Genomic DNA, 19,237 nt, shown 5'->3' on the forward strand with positions numbered 1-19,237 from the left:
ATCTAAGGACGAAAGAAGCCGTTGCTCTTCCGCGGTACCACCTTAGTTCACTCTTGATAGAGTGCCCTCTAGTCCGCGTAACGTGCGGCAATCCGGATTCTGCTTGCTGTCGCTTACAGAACCAGCTCGTGGGGTGACCTTCGTCAGCACGTCCTGTCACATCTCTCAGCCAGTGGATGTGTTCTCTCATACAGTCCGGTTGTTGACTACTCTTCCCGTCATCGCTGTTTTCCAAATTATTCTTTCCTTATTTTATCCGAGACCTCTACGGCTCGTCAAGAACTGCTTAACGATTAAATTCGAGTTGTAATTCCTTGAATGTCAGCTCGACTGCTGCAATCGTCTGCTCGATATCGTCATCTGTATGCACGGTCGACAGGAAGAGACCTTCGAATTGTGACGGCGGTAAAAAGACACCGCGTGCCGCCATTTTTTGATAATACGAGCGGAACATGTCGAGGTTCGATGATTTCGCCTCTTCGAAGTTCGTCACCGGCTGATCCGTGAAGAAGACACCGAACATGGCACCGGCGCGGTTCGTCGTCAATGGAATATTATATTTGGCTGCTGCTGCGAGATACCCTTCTGCCAGTCGACCAGCTTTCCGGTCAAACTCTTCGTAGTGTTCCGGTTTCAGTTGCGTTAATGTCGCAAGGCCTGCCGTCATCGCAAGCGGGTTGCCCGATAATGTACCAGCTTGGTAAATCGGACCTTGCGGCGCAATTTGTTCCATGATGTCGCGACGTCCGCCGTAAGCACCGACCGGCATACCGCCGCCGATGACCTTACCGAGACACGTGATATCCGGTGTGACACCAAAGTAACCTTGGGCACAATTGAAGCCGACGCGGAAACCGGTCATGACTTCATCAAAAATCAATAGTGTGCCATGCTGTTCCGTAATTTCGCGCAGTCCTTCGAGGAAGCCCGGTTGCGGTGGCACGAAGCCCATGTTGCCCGCTGCCGGTTCGACGATAACACCGGCGATATCGTCGCCGTGTTTTTCAAATGCAATCCGGACTGCATCCATGTCATTATATGGAACGGTTAATGTCATGCTGGCAATTTGCGCCGGGACGCCCGGTGAATCCGGCAGTCCGAGTGTCGCAACGCCTGATCCGGCTTTAATCAACAGGGAATCGCCGTGACCGTGGTAACAGCCTTCGAATTTCAGGATTTTTGTTTTTCCTGTATATCCGCGTGCGAGACGAAGTGCAGCCATCGTCGCTTCCGTTCCGGAGTTGACCATCCGGACGACTTCAACCGATGGGACACGGCTGATGACGACTTCCGCCATCGCCGACTCGATTTCAGTTGGTGTGCCGTAGCTCCATCCGCGTGTCGCCTGTTCTTGAATCGCAGCCGTCACGATCGGATCGGCATGACCAAGAATCATCGGTCCCCACGACAAGACATAGTCGATGTATTCTTTTCCATCGATATCGTACAGACGTGATCCTTGCGCACGTTCTGCAAAAATTGGTGTCATTCCGACTGATTTATAGGCACGCACCGGGCTGTTAACGCCACCCGGCATGAGCGGTAAGGCCCGTTCAAACGCCGCTTTTGATTTTGAGTTTTGATTCGTTAAGCTCATTTTGACCCCTCCAAGTAACGACAAATATCTTTCGCGAAATAAGTGATGATGAGATCGGCACCTGCTCGTTTAAAGCCGAGCATCGTCTCCATGACGATTCGTTCTTCATCGATCCAGCCGTTTAAGGCAGCAGCCTTGACCATCGCATATTCACCCGATACGTTATACGCGACGATTGGTAAGTCTACCCGTTCCCGGACATCCCGAATGATATCCATAAAGGCGAGCGCCGGTTTGACGATCATGAAGTCGGCACCCTGCTCGACATCTGCTGTCGCTTCACGGAATGCTTCCCGACGGTTGGCTGGATCCATTTGATACCCTTTGCGGTCCCCTTCACCAGGTGCTGAGTTTGCCGCATCACGGAACGGTCCGTAATAAGCGGAAGCATACTTGACGCCGTAACTCATGACCGGGATGTGGCTGAATCCATTCTCATCGAGTCCTTGGCGGATCGCCGCGACGAATCCGTCCATCATGGAAGATGGTGCGATGATGTCGGCACCGGCACGCGCTTGAGAAACCGCTGTTTGAACGTGCAACGGAAGTGATGCATCGTTATCGACCGTTCCGTCAGCAACGATACCGCAGTGTCCGGTTGACGTATATTCGCATAAACACGTATCCGCGATGACGGTGAGTTGCGGTGCGATTTTTTTAACGAGTCGCGTCGCTTCTTGAACAATTCCGTGATCGTGAAACGCGCCTGTCCCCTGTTCATCTTTTAAATGATCGTGCGGAACACCAAACAGGATGACCGATTCAATACCAAGTGAAACGACTTCCTTGATTTCTGCTTCAAGATGGTCGAGTGAAAGGTTGAATACGCCGGGCATCGAGCTGACTTCGCGTTTGATATCTTCCCCTTCTGCGACAAACAACGGATAAATCAAATCTGTTTTGTGGAGATGATTTTCCCGGACGAGTGAGCGCAATGATGCTGTATTCCGCAAGCGGCGGTGACGTGCGAATTCTAATGTATTCATAACAGTTCCTCCTCTAAAATACAGTCAATCAGTCCGTCGAGTGTATAGACGGCAGCGACCAAAAGTGGTGTCAAACCGAAACGTCGAGCGGCTTGCTCGGTAATCGGTCCGATGGTCACGTAAGTCGCAGCCGTCTCTTGACGCAATGGAGCAATCGCTTCGACAGCTGAAGGACTTTGTAAACCAATATACGCAGCCTGTTGCAACAGATCAGGTGGAATCACCCGCAACTTTGTTTCGTACGTGATGACTTCCGACACTTCAGCCGCAACAGCATTTTTTAATCGTTCGAGCGGTTCTTGACGTGACCGGTTCCCGCGGGCAAAACAGATGCGTTGTCCTGTCCGGAGAAGCGGCCGTAATTCTTCAACCAGCACATCCCCTGTAAAAGCGGACGGTATGAAATCAGGTGTTCGTCCCTGCTTGATTAACGCCGCCGCCGTTTTTGATCCGACGACTGCAATCTTCGTATGTTGCAAGGACGGAAGCTCTGACTGGATGCGTTCGACACCAGTCGGACTTGTTACAATCAGCCAATCGAGTCCTGCCGGCAATTGAAAATCGACCGGAATCGTTTCGATGACCGGATGATGGATGACTTCAATCCGCTGTGCTGTTAAACGTTCCACCTGCTCCGAAGTCGGTCGACGGCTTCCCGTCAAAACCAGTCGTTTACAGGTCATCCGGTAAAGATGCGAGAATTTCACGACCACCCGCATCGAGAAGACGCGTCGCAACCGTTTGACCGAGTTGCATCGGATCAAGTGATGTTTCTCGTTCAAGCAGGATTTGTTGACCGTCGACTGAACCGAGGAATCCGACGAGTGTCGTCGATAAGTCTTCGTTGATTGTCGCGAATCCGCCGACCGGAACATGACAGCTGCCTTCGATCGCCGCTAAGAAAGACCGTTCAGCGAAAGCGACTTTTTCTGTCATCTGATCGTGGATCAAATTCAGTAAATCACGAACTTCTTGATCGTCCGCCCGGCATTCAATTGCTAAAATCCCTTGACCGACTGCCGGAATCATCTCATCCGTTGAAATGTATTCCGACACGATTTCATCTGACCAGCCCATTCGTTGTAGACCGGCAGCAGCAAGCAGAATGCCGTCAAACGGACCTGTTTTTAGCTTTTCAAGACGTGTATCAATGTTCCCGCGGATTGATTCGATTTTTAAATCCGGACGTAATTTGAGTAATTGAGAACCGCGGCGTAAGCTGCTTGTTCCGACAATTGCGCCTTCCGGAAGCGATGCCAGTCCGCCGCCTGTTTTCGTAATCAACGCATCACGCGCATCAACCCGTGCAGGTGTCGCTCCGATGAGGAGCCCTGTCGGCAACTCAGACGGGAGATCTTTCATGCTATGCACAGCAAAATCAATATCTTCATCAATCATCTGTTGTTCGATTTCTTTGACGAACAATCCTTTACCACCGACTTTAGATAGTGTCACGTCAAGGATGCGGTCACCCTTCGTGATGATATTCTTGATTTCGAATTCGTATGGTGCACCTGCTTGTTTCAATTGTTCGATGACCCATTTCGTTTGTGTCATCGCAAGTTTTGAACTACGTGAACCTACTATGATTTTTCGCATGCTGAAATCCCCCTGTACAATAATAAAGGGGCGGCACAAGTCCGCCCCATGCTTTTCTATTGTAACACAATTCGGTCTATGTTCACCGATTCACAGCTTTCCGTTCCGCTGCTGTTTCTTCTTGTAACACGATTTCTTCCGCAGTACCATCAAACAATTCTTCGTCTAATGCAAACGTATCCATGAACTGAGCAATCCGTTGCTCAGCATCCGGTTTTGCTGCCGCATCTTTGATGTACGACAACGGTTCACGCAACAGTTGGTTGATGATTGATTTCATGTGTTTCCCGATTACGGTTTTTTCCCGATTTGTCATGTTCGGCAGTTTCCGTTCCAGACTCTGCATCGTCTCTTGCTGGATTTTAAGCGACTGATCACGAAGTTCCGTAATGATTGGAACGACACCAAGTGTCGTCATCCATCCTTCGAATTCAGCAATCGCAGCTTCAATCCGCTGTTCGATTTTTGCTGCTTCCTTCAATCGTTCTGCCATGTTTTGCTGAACGATTGACGTTAAATCATCGACATCATACAGATGGACACCCGGCAAGTCACCCGCTGTCGGCTCGATATCACGGGGAACCGCAATGTCGATCAATAGGAACGGACGGTCACTTCGGAACAATTGGGCTGCAGCAATGTCTTCACGTTTGATGATTGCTCGTTTTGCTCCGGTTGAAGAAATAACGATGTCAGCCCGAAGCAGACCGCATTGCATTTCATTAATCGAATGTGCAGATCCTTCGAAACGATTCGCCACTTCTTCCGCTTTTGCCAGAGTCCGGTTGAAAACAGTAATATCACGGGCACCTGCTTCATATAAGTTCAGGGTCGTTAATTCTCCTGTTTCTCCAGCACCGATAACGACGATGGATTTGTCTTCGAGCGACCCAAGTAATTGTTCTGCTAACGTGACGGCAGCTGCGCTGACTGAAACCGCATTTTCACCGATTCCTGTTTCCGCATGTGCCCGTTTTGCAAGCGTCACTGCTTCTTTAAACAATTTATTGAACACAGTTCCTGTCGTCTCGAGTTTTTGTGCCGTAAAGAAACTCGTTTTCACTTGCCCGAGAATTTGTGTTTCGCCGACAATCATTGAATCGAGTCCGCTTGTCACCCGGAAGAGATGCTTCATCGCGTCAAATCCTTCGTGGATGAACAAATATGGCTCCAGTTCTTCCATCGTCAAGCCAAACCAGTTCGCTAGAAAACGTTTTGTATAATAACGCCCTGTATGCGGTTGATCCGTAACGACATATAATTCTGTCCGGTTGCATGTCGAAACGATGACGCTCTCGAAAATACTTTTTTCGTCACGTAGCGCAACGACCGCTCCCTTCATCTCATGTTCCCCAAATGAGACTTGTTCGCGGATTGATACAGGCGCCGTCTTATTATTTAAACCGACAACTACGATATGCATGCGCTCTACCCCTTACGTCCAAAGATTTCATTCTCATCTATCTTTCGTTCTCTACTCTACATTATAACCATTATAAAAAAGATTCCAATCAATTTATAAACTAAAATGAGTCGAAGTTGTGAAAACTTATCTTCTTACCATATCCCTCTCAGCGACAAAGTACAAACCCTCTGCTTTCATCATTCAGCAGAGGGTTTGTCTTTCTTATTTCGTCGAATCGGTAATGATCCGTGACTCTTCCATCTGAACATCCAACTTTTGTTGGCGCAGACGATAAATCCGAGCAATGTTTTGAACGACGACTTTCGTCACGGCATAAGTCGGGACCGCTAAAATGACACCGATGATGCCGCCAATCTTTCCGGCAACAAGCAAGACGATGATGATCGTCAACGGATGGACTTTCAGCGTCTTCCCTTGGACATACGGCGAAATCAGATTCGACTCAATCTGTTGGGCAACGACAATCGTAATGATGGCGTAGAGCGCTTTGATCGGATCATCGATGAATCCGACGATGACAGCAGGAACAGCCCCGATATACGGTCCAAGGTACGGAATGATGTTCGTGACCGTACAGAACAATGCAAGCAGCAACGCATATTGAATATCCGAGATGAAGAATCCGATCAACGACATCAGACCGACACACAACGAGACGATGACTTGACCGTTCACGTAGTGTTTAACCGTTACATGCATATCGTGAAGAATTTTCCGGGTTTCCGTTTCATAGCTTTTCGGTAACAGTTTGACGACTGAGTTCGGAAACTTATAGCCGTCGAGTAACATGTAGACCAAAATGAACGGCACTAGCACGATGATCAAGACGGTCGAAGAGATGACCCCGAAGATTGTCCCGACAGAGGTCGACACCGACTTGAATAACGTGCCGATATAAGATGTCGCTTCATTCGTCCAGGAATCAAACATGGCGGTATTTTCATGCACCCAGTTGGAGATGAACCGGTTGTTCATCAACTGGTCCCGAAGATTCAGCGTCTGGTCCCGCAGTTCGACGACCAGATTCGGAATGCTTGTCACAAAATCCGACACTTGCTCGACCAAAATCGGACCGATCGAAGCGACGGCAATCGTGATGACGCCGAGAAATCCGAGCAGGACGATCAGAACCGCGAGTCCCCGTTTCTTGACGCGCTTTTGAAGCGTATCAACAATTCCGAGGGTGAAGTAATAAAAGATACCGGCGATAATCAGCGGTGGGAAAATCAATGCTAACATCACTTTGATCGGTTGGAATAAAAATGAGATTTTCGTTCCGACCCAGATGACTAAGAAAATCGTCAAAATCCAAAGTAAGGCTTTAAACCATTTGTTTCGAAGTAAATCCACGAACAGTCCTCCTACGCATTCACAATTAACTTGTTTTTTCTTTCGTTTCTTCCGTCACGACTTCATCCAGTCGTTGTCGTTCCATTTTACCCCATTGCCCGCGTCCCGTCATGAACTGAATTAATCCACCGAGCTTGAAGAAGACCAGGATTGGCCGGTACCAAAACGATTCCGTCAGTGACCACAGGTACAATCGAATCAATTCCTTGACGTTTTTAAAGCGGTGCATTGTCCATTCCTCAAGCAAAACGGCTCCGGCAGATAACAAGGAACCATACAGCAAAGCAACAGTCAGCAGGACAACACCGAACTCAAAATTAAGTGTTCCGACAAGCAGGTTAAGCGGAATGATGAAATACCCGATCAACTCGACAATCGGTCCCAGCAATTCGATTAAAAAGAAGTACAGCATCGAGACACTTCCGACGAAACCGTAGCGCGGATTCCCGATCATCCGTTTATGTGTCCATAACGTTTCTGCCAGGCCGCGATGCCACCGGCTCCGTTGCGAGCGTAAGACTTCCATCGTCTCAGGCGCCTGTGTCCAGCAAACCGGTGATGGAACATATTCAATTCGTTTGTCGATCTTATTTTCTTTCATGTAACGATGCAGCCGGACGACCAGCTCCATGTCCTCGCCGACAAGTCCCTCTTTGTATCCGCCCGCCTGAACGACGATTGCTTTTTGGAATAATCCAAAAGCACCGGACACAATCAGTAACATATTAAAACGGCTGAGTCCGAGGCGTCCGAACAAGAAGGCGCGGAAGTACTCAATCATCTGCATTAATACAATCCGTTGTTTCGGCGTCCGAATTTCAACGATTTCGCCGCCTTCGATCGTACAACCGTTGACGAGGAAAATCGATCCGCATGTCGCAATGACGTCTTCATCGGACTCAACGATCGGTTTCATGACTTTCAGGAGCGCATCCCGCTCAAGAATCGAATCTGCATCAAGCGAGCAGAAATACGGATAACTGGAGTAGTCGATGCCGGCATTCAAGGCATCCGCCTTCCCGCCGTTTTCTTTATCAATGACAATCAAACGAGCATCGATTCGGGAGCGGTAAACGTGTTTGACGGGTTGCGATCCGATCAGAATCCGGGGAAAGCGTAATTCCTTTTCCAATTCGTACATCTTAAACAGTTCGTCCATCGTCCCGTCACTCGATCCATCATTGATGACGATGACTTCATGTTCCGGATAGTCGAGTGCAAGCAGCGCCTGGACACTGGTGACGATCGTATATTCTTCATTGTACGCCGGAACAAGGATACTGACCGGTCGTGTATAAAGAGAACGCATTAACGGCAGATAAGAGCTTTCCTTTCTTCGGAATCGTTGTTTCCGGACCATTTGCGCCGAAATTAGATACAACGATGAATAGAAAATGATGACGAGAATCATATAAATCAGGACAGTCCAGGATAAAACGTTAATGATATTTTGAATCGTTTCAGATGACAACATGTTGTTTCATCTCCTTTGCTAGCCGTTCCGTCGCTTTTTGTTTGGCATAACGGTCGGGATGATCTTTTGCGACGAGCGCCAGCTGTTCGAGACCACCACAGGCAAGCAGAGCATCAAAGGCTGCGGTCCGCACCCACCAGGAACGACTGCCGACGAACGGCAGGATGTAGTCGACGGCACCCTTTGGTGTCACATTTTCTAAAAAACGCAACGCTAACATCTGCTCGACCCAACTCGTTTCGTCTTCCAGATAGGGAGTATAAAGCTGCCAGTCTTCTTCGAGCCCGACACGTGTCAATGCCCGGAGTGCCCGTTTCCGGATCTCCGGGTTGGCATCTGCCGTCTTTGTTCGGACCAGCTCTGTATACTGTGTTTCGTCACGATCATAAATCAACTGGAGAATCGCCATCTGAAAGGGTTCTGTCAAATTCTCAAATGCCTGGATCCACAACGTTAAATCTTTGCTGCGTCCGACTGCCAGAACAGCGCCAAAGAAACTGATGTCGTTTTTTTGTTTCGCTTCTTCAATCGCCAGTTCCGGAGCAATCGAAACCAACGTCCGGATGATGACATCTTCTTCTTCCCGCGATAAGGATTCATGCAGTTTTTGATGCAGTTCAGTCGCAACCGGCTTCAAGTGGAATTGCGCAATCGCTTCATACGCATTCAAACGACGATCAATCCGCCGGTGCCGGATCTGTTTATGATAGTACGGCAACAGCTTCGCCTCGACGTATTGGTAGATGCGCTCTTGATGGGAAACCGTCGCTGTCAGATTCGTAAAGGCAAACAGCTCCAGCTCGACCAGGTCTTCATTTCCGGATACGATTTTTGGCATATCCTGTTGTTCTCCTGTCGCAAAATCATACAATTCGTCCCGGAAGTTCAATTTCCATGCTAAACGATTTCCTTCCTGTTTCGCGCGTTTGTTTTTTTGAATGACTAGGTAAACGAGTGCTCCGATCTGCAGGACGACCAGGAGGAAGATGAAACCTAAAATCCATTTCATCCGCGGACCCCCTCTAGTCTGCTGACCCAGGCCCGAAACTCTTCGACTTTGAGCGGTAAAGTCATGATGCCGTCGACTCCACGCTCAATCGCGAGTACATGATCTCTTTCCCGGTTGTACATCGAAATCATGATGGCATGAAACGGAACGATGGTTTCCTGCTTTGCACGTAACAATAACTCCAGTCCGTCAGCTCGCGGGAGTGCGGATGAAAAGACCAGCAGATACGGGCGTGTCGCCACATGCTGCTCTAAAAATACTTCTGCCCGTTCATACAGAAAGAGAGTGTCAAAGCTTTTCGTCAATTCGCGTTCCAGCAATCGTCTGAGATGCGGATCGTCTGTGACGATTGCCGCATCGACGACACGCTGAACACGTTTATATCGGACAATTCGATCCAACAGGACATCCTTGGCCAGATCAGCCGGTACGATTTCCCGGGCATTGCCCAGTAAATAGAACGAGGCATCGTTCATATCCGGATTCAGGTAAACGACAGGAATCCGTTCCTCCTCTACCGGTCGGCTGGCGAGAATGACATCCGCATAAGACAGGTCCGTTCTTGCACATCGCCCTTCTTCAATCAAATCATTGACCGTTTCCGGCATTACACCAATCGTATGAATAAAAATGACTCCTGATGTTGATTCGTTTACATCCTGTTCGGACAAGATATGTGATGAGCTTGTTTCTATATCAATCGGTTCGATTGTTGCATTGATTAATTTCCACATCTCTTCCCGACGCATTTATCTCACTCCTTCTTTAAACGCTTGTTGCATCGTTTGATAAACCGGTTTTAACGCTTCACGCTGTTGCGGGTTCGTCCATTCCGACCAGTTATAAAATCCACGGTCTTTTTCCGGAATCCGCGTTGTTCCGATCTGGCCGGTCACTTCGATGCCTTCTGTGATCATCTTCGCCTCAAGCCCATCTTTCCAAAAATCTCCGATGATTTCATGTTTGCTCGGGTCCCGCATATTTAATAACATCCACGGAATCCGGAGTTCGATCTGCTTTTGCTTGATATCAGAGATATCGGTCAAAATACTTTCCGGCGGTCCTTCATGCAGAATACCCGTGTCCCACTTCACGGCCGGCTTGATAATTTTTTTAGTGACCGGATCCCGTCTGGCGTAATCAAGCATTTGGTAAATCGGATTAAAGTTTCCGCTGTTTTGTTTATCTGACGGTGGTTGGACCATCTCAAACGGTTTTTTCAACCCGTAATGGTAGCGGAAGATGTCATACCGTTCATCGACATCGAGCCGTGCTTGGTCGCCGATCGTCAAACGATACTCGGCTCCTTCGTCCAGTTTTAACGGTCCGACGGTTAAGTTGCCGTCGTTCGGTTTCGTTGAGAAGGCGAGCATCGTCGGGTCGTTTTTTTTCCGGTCGATCCGGACATATAGATAGGCTTCATCTGATGTCATATAAATCGCTTGACCGTCATTTTCCGCTACTGGTGCATATCCTTTCCAGTCATCCATCTTACCGTCAATCGTAATGTCAGCTCTTAAGAAACCGAGCATCCCGAAATGCTGTTCGCTCGTTTGCACATTTGACCAGCGCGGACGTGTATTGGCATCATCATAATCCATCGTGTTCCACGTTCGTTTGAACCACTCATCTTGCCAGATGAAGACCAGTCCGCCGGCCATTTTCGTTTCAACGATGTCTTGATACAACTTCGCCACAAGTTTCCCCTGGTTTTCTTCACTGACATGTCCTTGATCAAATCCGTTCGGACCAAGGTGAGTTTTCCCACGCGAACTCGGAATACCAAATTCGGAAACCAGTAACGGCATATCATGATAGTCTTTCATCCGTTTCAGATAACGGCTGTATGACTCTGAGCCGGTATCCGCTTTGCGTCCAAATTCTTCCTTGATGAATGATGGATAGTACGGATAAATATGATAGGAAGCAAAGACACCGCCTGCAAAGTCTTTTGTTGCCTGGATATGATTAAAATCGATTGATACCAGATCCTGTTCTTCTTCCACTTCCTTCGGATGCGCAAGCGGATCCGTTGTCGGCCAGTTCGTCGCTGCGATGGGCCGGGTCGTTTTGTATGTGTTGAGTTCATGTTGCGTCGCGTTGTCCATCCGCCCCGCTAACCAGGACTCGAACGGAGAAGCCTCTTTTGTCGTCGTCACGTATTTGCCGTCGTACCGAAGCCCCTTATTCTTTTTATTCGTTCCGATGACGGCGTCCGGTAACCATTCGATCCCGAACACAAATGCCGAGACATACTGCGAAACATCAGATGTATACGTACCGGAAGCATGACCAACAACTTCTTTGACGACCGCATTCCCGTGAATCACATCGACCATCCGTTTGGCTTCCGTATCCGTCATCTTCAAAAATTCCGGTTCGAACGCATTTTTTAATTCTTCAAACGGTTTTTCTTCAACCCACATGCCCTGCATCAGATAAATCGGTGTTTTTGCCGTTTCATTGTAAGTTTTTAACGCATCATAAAAAGCCGGAGGATGAAGTGTATAAATCCGGATCGTATTGACCCCCATCTCACCCATCTGCTTCAGCCAGCGGTCGTATTCATTACGGCTGACGGCGTGTTCTCCCGGAAAAGCACCAGGGCGGCCCAGTCCAACATTTACCCCTTTGACGAAATACGGTTTCCATTTCCCGTCTTGATACATCTCAAGCGTATCTTGACCAGAACGTGCCCGCGTCCGGACTGTTTGGTTGTTAATTTTCGTTTGAGCCAGCGGTTTAACTTGCGCCGCCTGCTGTTTCACGACTTTCGTTTCTTTTAAAATACGGCTGATGGTCGGTGCATAAACCTTCCAAAAGAATGCCGTTTCGCTGTCTGCACTGTCGAGAATGAATTGTTTGCGGAACCAATCGAGTCCGGCATAACGATAGTAGCGTGGAATATCAGCGACATCTGTAAAATCACCTGCAAAGTAATGTCCGCTTCCTTGTGTAACATAGGCGGGAAATTCAAGAGGCAGTTGCCGCTCACGTAACATGGCTTGTGTTTTCTTGGAAGGTTTCCAAGAAAAATGGGCCTGTTGTTCGCCCCCGTCGAGTTCCAATACTTCAAACCAATAGTTGTACCGGACTTCATCTTTTGCCGCTCCTTGATTTTTATCCCATTTGTACAAAAGAGGCGTCTCATCATTGACGAAAAAAACTTCTTCCGTTGAGTCATTGATGAAAACATATCCGGGTCCGGATAATTTAAACGATTTATCTTTTGCCTGAAGCTTTAATTTATCAATGACGGTTTGATCGAGACCCTGTAATTTCGTCAAGTCCGGGAAAAAGCGTCCGATCCAACCCGTCCATGCCGTTCCGAATAATTGTCGAAACGCATTCGAACGATCAGATGGTGTCGGGCTGGCTGCCGTATTGAACTCCGCAACGACGGTCTTCCCTTTCGAGACAGCATCTGTTGCAAGCGCTACATCCTCAGCCGTCAATCCGCCACGGTGTTGCTGTTTCCCTTCGACCGTATAGGATTTTCCATACGTATCTGTAAACAACAATACATCGGCCTTGGAAGTTTGTTTCAACATCGCTTCTCCTTGCGTCCCGTCATACCGGTTGATGTAATCGGTGTATGTATAATCTTTCCCTTCCTCTTTTCTAATCTTTAAATGATTTAACAGCCACGTCGTTCCTGCATGTTCCCGCTGTTGTTTCCCTACGGTGTAATCAAACAGAATGACATTAAGCGTCCGTTCTTTTTGGATGAACCAAACTAAGAGCGGTGTCAGCATCAGAAGAACGACGATCGTGGCAATCCATTTATATCGCTTCATCTTTTCACGTCCCTTTTCGTCACTTTTGTTTTTACCATTGTAACGTGAAAACAATCTATCGCATATATTAGGAAGCATTTATTTCTGAAAGGAATATTTTGTATAAAAAAAGAAGCAACTGCCTTTCGACAGTTGCTTCTTCTGGCCTGAATCATAAATGACGATAGATGGCTTCCCATGCTGCGTCGACACCTTCACCTGTTTCCGAAGAAAACGGAATGAATGTGTCTTGGCCGTCAAACTGTAATTTCCGTTTGATTGCCGCAATCTGTTTATCGCGTTGACCACGCTTGATTTTATCCAGTTTCGTCGCTACGACGATGACCGATAAATCATAGTATTTTAAGAAGTCATACATGATGACATCATCCGCTGAAGGTTCATGACGGATATCAACGAGCAGGACGACTCCTTTTAGGATTTCACGTGTCGTGAAATACTTTTCCATCATCTTGCCCCATGCCTCACGCTCAGTTTTTGAAACTTTCGCATATCCATAACCCGGTACATCGACAAACATGACTTCATCATTGATGTTAAAGAAGTTTAACGTTTGTGTTTTACCCGGTTTTGAGGATGTACGGGCGAGTGCTTTTCGCTGAACGAGTTTGTTGATGAACGACGACTTTCCGACGTTCGAACGTCCGGCGAGTGCCACCTCAGGAAGGAGCGGTTCCGGATAATGTTCCGGATTGACACCACTCGTAATAAAATCTGCTTTATAAATTTTCATGTTACTCTCCTTTTAATGCATGTTCGAGCACTTGATCCATTGTCGCGACCGGTATGAAGCGAATGCCATCCCGAACTGTTTCCGGAATGTCATCGATATCACGTGTATTGTCTTGCGGCATCAAAATCGTCGTCAGACCCGCACGGTGAGCGGCGAGTGACTTCTCTTTCAGACCGCCAATCGGCAAGACACGTCCCCGTAACGTAATTTCTCCGGTCATACCGACATCTCGCCGCACCGGACGTTTCGTCAACGCGGAAATCAATGCTGTCGCGATCGTAATCCCCGCTGAAGGACCGTCTTTTGGCACGGCGCCTTCCGGAACGTGAATGTGGATGTCTTGTGTCTCATAAAAATTCGGATCGATCTTAAACGCTTCTGCATTCGCCCGAACGAAACTGTGTGCCGTTTGAGCGGACTCCTGCATGACGTCTCCTAATTTCCCCGTTAACTGCAATTTCCCTTTACCTGGAGCGAGACTGACTTCAATCGTCAGTGTATCGCCCCCAAATGCAGTATACGCTAAACCGGTCACCGCGCCAATCGTATCTTCAAGTTCACTTTGACCGTAACGGTAAATCGGTTTGCCTAAAAAGTCTGGTAGATTACGTTTCGTGACCGTAACCCGTTTCTTTTCACCCATCGCGATTTGTTTCGCCGCTTTCCGGCATAACGCACCGATGACGCGCTCGAGACTCCGGACACCTGCTTCTCGTGTATACCGGCGAACCACTTCTTGTAAGGCATCCGGTTTGACCGTCAGCTGACTTTTCTTCAGTCCGTGCTCTTTTAGTTGTTTCGACAATAAATGCCGGATTGCAATTTCTGTTTTTTCCTGTTCTGTATAGCCGCCGATTTGAATCAGTTCCATCCGGTCAAGCAAGGGTCCCGGAATATTTGAGACATCATTGGCCGTCGCAATGAATAGGACATTTGATAAATCAAACGGCTCTTCGATATAGTGATCGGAAAAACTGTTGTTTTGTTCCGGATCGAGCACTTCGAGCATCGCTGAAGACGGATCGCCACGGAAATCGTTTGCCATCTTATCGATTTCATCGAGCAGGAATACCGGGTTGTTTGTTCCAGCCTGTTTCAATCCGCGAATGATCCGGCCGGGCATCGCTCCGATATAAGTCCGGCGGTGTCCCCGGATCTCTGCTTCGTCACGAACGCCGCCAAGCGAAACACGAACGAATTTCCGTTCGAGCGCCGTAGCAATCGATCGTGCCAGTGAGGTTTTCCCTACTCCCGGAGGACCTGCCAGGCATAAAATCGGACCACGTAACGAATCTGTCAACTGGCGAACTGCCAAGTATTCCAAAATCCGTTCTTTTACTTTCTCGAGACCATAATGATCTTCATCCAATTGGTCCGATGCGGCTTCGACGTTCAGGAAGTCGTCCGTTGCTTCGTTCCATGGAAGGGAAAAGAACCATTCGAGATAGTTTCGGATCACACCGTGTTCCGGACTCGTTGCCGGCACGACGGAAAGACGATTAATCTCTTTTTCGATATTGATGACTGCCGTTTCTGATAAATCAAGCATCGCAAGTTTTTCTTTATACTTCACGGCGTCACTTTCTGCCGAGACTGCTTCTCCACCAAGTTCCTGTTGAATCGTCTTCAGTTGTTCACGAAGATAGTATTCACGTTGCGACTGTTCAATCGTCTTTTTCGTCCGTTCCCGCATTTCGCGTTCGAGTTCGACGACTTCATATTCATGTTTCATGACATCAAGCAGCATGACCCCGCGTTCAACCGGATCGTTTTCTTCGAGGAATTCCTGTTTTTTCGCGATGTCGATCGGCAATTTCGACGCGATGTAATCCGTCAATGAATCAAGTCGTTCGTACGTCTCAAAACGTCGTCGTTCGTCCGTTCCGATTCCTTTGATGCGTGACACCAACTGTCCGAACTGTTCCTTGATCAGACGGACGAGTGCTTCCTGCTTCGCTCCCTTGATGTCTGCTTTTTCAATCGGTTCGATACTCGCTTGATAGCCTTCATCTGTTTCCGTCACTTGATCAATCCGGACACGTTCTTTACCAATCACCCGGACACGAACCGTATCGTTGCCCAGTTCACTCATTTTCGCAATCTGGACGAGCGTCCCGATTGTATGCAGACCATCCACGGATGGTTCCGCTTCCGGATCACGTTGCGTTACGACAACCAAATCAATTTCATGCTCTTTCGACGCCAGCAATGCTTTGAGCGAGACAGGACGCCCGACATCAATCGTCAGACCGATTAAAGGGTAGGCGACGACACCACGTAATGGCAATAATGGATATTGTTTTGTCTTCATCAAAAATCTCCTCCTAAACAAAAAGACTCGGAAAGGCGTACAAGTAGCCTCCGAGCCGATTTGTCACGGTGTTACGCCGTTTCTTTTTCTTTACCATGTTCAATTGTGCCATCCTTCAACTCGAGCGTTGGACCGCGTTTTCCAGTCAACGTTTCTGCTGTGATGATGACTTTCGCAATGTCTTCACGTGATGGAATTTCAAACATGATATCGAGCATCGTTTCTTCGATGATTGAACGAAGACCACGTGCTCCTGTTTTCCGTTCGATCGCAAGTTTTGCAATCTCAACGAGTGCATCATCTGTGAAGTCGAGTTCGACATCATCCAGTTGAAGCATTTTTTTGTATTGTTTCACGAGTGCATTTTTCGGTTTCGTTAAGATTTGGACGAGCGCTTCTTCGTCAAGCGGCTCAAGTGTCGCCATGACTGGTAAACGTCCGATGAATTCCGGAATCAATCCGAATTTCTGTAAATCTTCCGGTAAAGCAGCCGCAAGGATTTCTTTTTGCGTCAGGTTGCGGTTCTCGGAATCATTTCCGAATCCGATAACCTTTTTACCAAGACGACGTTTGATCGATTGGTCGATCCCGTCAAAGGCACCACCGACGATGAACAAGATGTTCGTCGTATCGATCTGAATGAATTCTTGATGCGGATGTTTCCGACCGCCTTGTGGCGGAACGCTCGCAACAGTACCTTCTAAGATTTTCAGAAGTGCTTGTTGCACCCCTTCACCTGAAACGTCACGTGTAATCGACGGATTCTCAGATTTACGGGCAATTTTATCGATTTCATCGATGTAGATGATACCTTTTTCTGCTTTTTCGACATCATAGTCAGCAGCTTGAATGAGTTTTAAGAGAATGTTCTCAACATCTTCCCCGACATATCCGGCTTCCGTCAGACTTGTTGCATCCGCGATTGCGAACGGAACATTCAGAATACGAGCCATTGTTTGTGCGAGGAGTGTTTTACCACTACCAGTCGGTCCAATCATGACGATGTTTGATTTAGACAATTCCACGTCGTCTGCACGTCCACCAGCATTGATCCGTTTATAATGATTGTACATCGCGACAGATAATGACTTCTTCGCTTTTTCCTGTCCGATGACATAGTCATTTAAAGTCGCACGGATTTCATGCGGTTTCGGTACGTTTTTTAGTTCGACTTCTTCTTCTGTACCAAGCTCTTCTTCGACGATCTCATTACAGAGTTCGATACATTCATCGCAAATGTAAACGCCAGGTCCAGCAACAAGTTTGCGCACTTGCTCTTGTGTCTTTCCGCAGAAAGAACATTTTAGCTGACCTTTTTCTTCGTTAAATTTAAACATAAAGGTCCACCCCTTTAACGTGGAATTTGTATAGATCCGTTTCGCATCTATTCTCACGTTTTACTATTTATGATTGTAGCATGAACAAGGAAACTCTTTCAAATCTTGGATGAGCGTTTTACAGTTTGATTTAAAAAATATATTTTTGTTTGTCCTTGTTTGACCTATCGTACAAAAAAATCGACTTCAAGACCAGAAATTGGTCTTGAAGTCGATCCTGTTCGGTTGTTTGCTTATTTTGCTTTTGCGTTGTCAACGAGAACGTCGATCGCTTTACGGAACTGAAGATCACCTTTAAGTGTATCAAGTCCGCCTTGTGGTGCAAGCATCGTTTCAAGTTGATCTGCAGGAATGTTGTAGAGTTCAGACATCGATTGAAGTTCAGCTTGCGCTTCTTCTTCAGTAACTTCGATTTTTTCGTCTGCAACGATTTGTTTAAGAACGAGACGAGCTTTAACGCGCTCTTCTGCTTGTTCTTTCATTTCAGTACGCATTGCCTCTTCAGTCGTTCCAGTTAACTGGAAGTACATGTTAAGGTCAATTCCTTGTGACTGAATGCGTTGTGTGAATTCTTGGACCATACGTTCAACTTCGTTTTCAACCATAACTTCTGGAAGATCAACTGTTGCGTTTTTAGTCGCAGCTTCAACCAACTCATCACGCATTGAAGCATCAGCTTCTTGTTTACGTGTGTTTTCAAGACGTGTACGGATTTTTGTTTTCAACTCATCAAGAGAAGAAACTTCTTCGTCCATTTCTTTAGCGAACTCATCTGTCAATTCAGGAAGTTCTTGTGCTTTGATTTCGTGGATTGTTACTTTGAATACGACTGGTTTTCCAGCGAGTGATGCTTCATGGTACTCTTCTGGGAACGTGACGTCGATATCTTTTTGCTCGCCTGATTTAAGACCAACCATCTGCTCTTCAAATCCTGGGATGAAGTTTCCAGATCCGATGACGAGTGAGTAGTTTTCTGCAGTACCACCGTCAAATTGGTTTTCACCATCGAAACCTGCGAAGTCAAATACGACTGTATCGCCATTTTCGATCGCGCCGTCTTCTTTAACGACGAGCTCTGCACCGCGTTCTTGCATTGTTTTGAGTTCAGCATCGACATCTTCGTCTGTAACGTCTGTTTCGACTGCTGTGTACTCAAGACCTTTGTACTCACCGAGTGTTGCGTCCGGCTCAATCACGAATGTGATTTTGAACTCAACTGGTTTTCCTTTTTCGAGTGTTTCGACGTCGATGTTATCAAGCGCGATTGGCTCGATTCCTGATTCGACGACAGCACCTTCGATTGTGTCTTGATATAAGATATCAAGTGCATCTTGGTAAAGTGCTTCTTCGCCGTACATTTTGTTAAACATTGCGCGTGGCATTTTTCCTTTACGGAAACCTGGTGTGTTCAATGTCTTAACGACTTTTTTGAACGCTTGGTCTACCGCTTTATCAAATGCTTCAGCAGGCGCTTCATACGTGAGAACGCCGAGGCTACCTGATTGTTTTTCCCATTTTGCAGTCATGCTGAGTCCCTCCAAAAATGTCAATTAGCGTACGTGTGTGTACAACAAGTCACATTATAGCACAATCGTTCTGAGGATTACCACTGTTGAAC

General features: G+C 47.4%; 14 protein-coding genes and 1 other annotated feature. All 14 genes read right to left on the minus strand.

The genetic code is table 11. From position 1 onward, the window contains the following. Nucleotide 1: 1 nt before the first annotated feature. Nucleotides 2-231, minus strand: a binding site (T-box leader). Between the two features lie 55 nt (nucleotides 232-286). The 14 genes from hemL to tig all read right to left on the minus strand — a co-directional run bounded on the left by hemL (nucleotide 287) and on the right by tig (nucleotide 19,145). Further along, nucleotides 287-1,597, minus strand: coding sequence for a glutamate-1-semialdehyde 2,1-aminomutase (gene hemL, locus R7V76_RS00670; RefSeq protein ID WP_318090860.1), 1,311 nt, complete (start codon nucleotides 1,595-1,597; stop codon nucleotides 287-289). After that, nucleotides 1,594-2,583, minus strand: a complete 990-nt coding sequence (gene hemB / locus R7V76_RS00675) for a porphobilinogen synthase (RefSeq protein WP_290827256.1) — start codon at nucleotides 2,581-2,583, stop codon at nucleotides 1,594-1,596. The genes hemL and hemB overlap by 4 nt, the downstream gene beginning before the upstream one ends. Further along, entirely contained in the window at nucleotides 2,580-3,290 is a 711-nt protein-coding gene (locus R7V76_RS00680) for a uroporphyrinogen-III synthase (RefSeq protein WP_318090864.1), read from the minus strand. The genes hemB and R7V76_RS00680 overlap by 4 nt, the downstream gene beginning before the upstream one ends. Further along, nucleotides 3,256-4,182: a hydroxymethylbilane synthase gene (gene hemC / locus R7V76_RS00685; RefSeq protein ID WP_318090866.1), complete on the minus strand. Its 927-nt coding sequence runs from the start codon at nucleotides 4,180-4,182 to the stop codon at nucleotides 3,256-3,258. Before hemC ends, R7V76_RS00680 begins: the two co-directional genes overlap by 35 nt. An 82-nt stretch (nucleotides 4,183-4,264) precedes the next feature. Further along, nucleotides 4,265-5,605: a glutamyl-tRNA reductase gene (gene hemA / locus R7V76_RS00690; RefSeq protein WP_318090868.1), complete on the minus strand. Its 1,341-nt coding sequence runs from the start codon at nucleotides 5,603-5,605 to the stop codon at nucleotides 4,265-4,267. A 204-nt stretch (nucleotides 5,606-5,809) separates the two neighbouring features. Continuing rightward, nucleotides 5,810-6,958 (minus strand): AI-2E family transporter, encoded by a 1,149-nt coding sequence (locus R7V76_RS00695; protein ID WP_318090870.1) that lies wholly within the window; start codon nucleotides 6,956-6,958, stop codon nucleotides 5,810-5,812. Nucleotides 6,959-6,983: 25 nt separating this feature from the next. Continuing rightward, nucleotides 6,984-8,432, minus strand: a complete 1,449-nt coding sequence (locus tag R7V76_RS00700; RefSeq protein WP_318090872.1) for a glycosyltransferase family 2 protein — start codon at nucleotides 8,430-8,432, stop codon at nucleotides 6,984-6,986. Beyond that, complete coding sequence (locus R7V76_RS00705) at nucleotides 8,419-9,441, minus strand: HEAT repeat domain-containing protein (RefSeq protein WP_318090874.1); 1,023 nt, start codon at nucleotides 9,439-9,441, stop codon at nucleotides 8,419-8,421. The genes R7V76_RS00700 and R7V76_RS00705 overlap by 14 nt, the downstream gene beginning before the upstream one ends. Then, entirely contained in the window at nucleotides 9,438-10,190 is a 753-nt protein-coding gene (locus tag R7V76_RS00710) for a response regulator (RefSeq protein WP_318090876.1), read from the minus strand. Before R7V76_RS00710 ends, R7V76_RS00705 begins: the two co-directional genes overlap by 4 nt. Beyond that, a complete protein-coding gene (locus R7V76_RS00715; RefSeq protein ID WP_318090878.1) occupies nucleotides 10,191-13,238 on the minus strand; it encodes a hypothetical protein in 3,048 nt (1,015 codons plus the stop codon). It lies immediately after the preceding gene. A gap of 151 nt (nucleotides 13,239-13,389) precedes the next feature. Further along, nucleotides 13,390-13,971 (minus strand): ribosome biogenesis GTP-binding protein YihA/YsxC, encoded by a 582-nt coding sequence (yihA, locus tag R7V76_RS00720; RefSeq protein WP_012371013.1) that lies wholly within the window; start codon nucleotides 13,969-13,971, stop codon nucleotides 13,390-13,392. 1 nt (nucleotide 13,972) lies between these two features. Continuing rightward, entirely contained in the window at nucleotides 13,973-16,282 is a 2,310-nt protein-coding gene (lon, locus tag R7V76_RS00725) for an endopeptidase La (RefSeq protein ID WP_290827273.1), read from the minus strand. Nucleotides 16,283-16,353: 71 nt separating this feature from the next. Then, a complete protein-coding gene (clpX, locus tag R7V76_RS00730) occupies nucleotides 16,354-17,619 on the minus strand; it encodes an ATP-dependent protease ATP-binding subunit ClpX (RefSeq protein WP_026827787.1) in 1,266 nt (421 codons plus the stop codon). 233 nt (nucleotides 17,620-17,852) lie between these two features. Beyond that, complete coding sequence (gene tig / locus R7V76_RS00735) at nucleotides 17,853-19,145, minus strand: trigger factor (RefSeq protein WP_012371016.1); 1,293 nt, start codon at nucleotides 19,143-19,145, stop codon at nucleotides 17,853-17,855. Between the last annotated feature and the right edge of the window lie 92 nt (nucleotides 19,146-19,237).

Origin of the sequence: Exiguobacterium artemiae, assembly GCF_033342815.1 — a bacterium.
GTDB classification, from domain to species: Bacteria; Bacillota; Bacilli; order Exiguobacteriales; family Exiguobacteriaceae; genus Exiguobacterium_A; species Exiguobacterium_A artemiae_A.

Excerpts from the sequence above, each read along its gene's own strand:
- R7V76_RS00700 (WP_318090872.1), bottom strand. The coding sequence starts at position 8,432 with ATGTTGTCATCTGAAACGATTCAAAATATCATTAACGTTTTATCCTGG.
- hemB (WP_290827256.1), bottom strand. The coding sequence starts at position 2,583 with ATGAATACATTAGAATTCGCACGTCACCGCCGCTTGCGGAATACAGCA.
- R7V76_RS00705 (WP_318090874.1), bottom strand. The coding sequence starts at position 9,441 with ATGAAATGGATTTTAGGTTTCATCTTCCTCCTGGTCGTCCTGCAGATC.
- yihA (WP_012371013.1), bottom strand. The coding sequence starts at position 13,971 with ATGAAAATTTATAAAGCAGATTTTATTACGAGTGGTGTCAATCCGGAA.
- hemL (WP_318090860.1), bottom strand. The coding sequence starts at position 1,597 with ATGAGCTTAACGAATCAAAACTCAAAATCAAAAGCGGCGTTTGAACGG.
- clpX (WP_026827787.1), bottom strand. The coding sequence starts at position 17,619 with ATGTTTAAATTTAACGAAGAAAAAGGTCAGCTAAAATGTTCTTTCTGC.
- lon (WP_290827273.1), bottom strand. The coding sequence starts at position 16,282 with ATGAAGACAAAACAATATCCATTATTGCCATTACGTGGTGTCGTCGCC.
- R7V76_RS00715 (WP_318090878.1), bottom strand. The coding sequence starts at position 13,238 with ATGAAGCGATATAAATGGATTGCCACGATCGTCGTTCTTCTGATGCTG.
- tig (WP_012371016.1), bottom strand. The coding sequence starts at position 19,145 with ATGACTGCAAAATGGGAAAAACAATCAGGTAGCCTCGGCGTTCTCACG.
- hemC (WP_318090866.1), bottom strand. The coding sequence starts at position 4,182 with ATGCGAAAAATCATAGTAGGTTCACGTAGTTCAAAACTTGCGATGACA.
- hemA (WP_318090868.1), bottom strand. The coding sequence starts at position 5,605 with ATGCATATCGTAGTTGTCGGTTTAAATAATAAGACGGCGCCTGTATCA.
- R7V76_RS00710 (WP_318090876.1), bottom strand. The coding sequence starts at position 10,190 with ATGCGTCGGGAAGAGATGTGGAAATTAATCAATGCAACAATCGAACCG.